General features: G+C 65.7%; 1 protein-coding gene. It reads left to right on the top strand.

Annotated features, from left to right (window positions below):
* The coding region (locus tag ABEA07_RS10620) for an electron transfer flavoprotein subunit beta/FixA family protein (RefSeq protein WP_345537717.1) at window positions 1-616 on the top strand (616 nt) is incomplete at both ends.

Here is a 616-nt window from a genome sequence, read left to right as displayed (position 1 = left end):
ACGTGAAGATGAGCATGAACCCCTTCGACGAGATCGCCGTCGAAGAAGCGGTCCGATTGAAGGAAAAGGGCGTCGCCACCGAGATCATCGCGGTCTCCTGCGGCGACGCGAAGTGCCAGGAAACCCTGCGCACCGCCATGGCCATCGGCGCCGACCGCGGCATCCTGGTGGAGACCACCGAAGAACTGCAACCCCTGGCCGTCGCCAAGCTGCTCAAGGCCCTGGTCGACAAGGAACAGCCCCAGCTCGTCATCCTGGGCAAGCAGGCCATCGACGACGACGCCAACCAGACCGGCCAGATGCTGGCCGCCCTGGCCGACCTGCCCCAAGCCACCTTCGCCTCCAAGGTCGAAGTCGCCGGCGACAAGGCCAACGTCACCCGCGAAGTCGACGGCGGCCTCGAAACCATCTCCCTGAGCCTGCCCGCGGTCATCACCACCGACCTGCGCCTGAACGAGCCGCGCTACGTCACGCTGCCCAACATCATGAAGGCCAAGAAGAAGCAGTTGGACACCGTCAAGCCCGAAGACCTGGGCGTGGACGTCAAGCCGCGCCTGAAGACCCTGAAGGTCAGCGAGCCGCCCAAGCGCGGCGCCGGCATCAAGGTGCCCGACGT

The sequence above is a fragment of the Variovorax defluvii genome (genome assembly GCF_039541515.1).
Classification (GTDB): domain Bacteria; phylum Pseudomonadota; class Gammaproteobacteria; order Burkholderiales; family Burkholderiaceae_C; genus Variovorax; species Variovorax defluvii.
The sequence above is the reverse complement of the archived record's forward strand: the minus strand, read 5'-3'. Positions and strand labels throughout refer to the sequence as shown.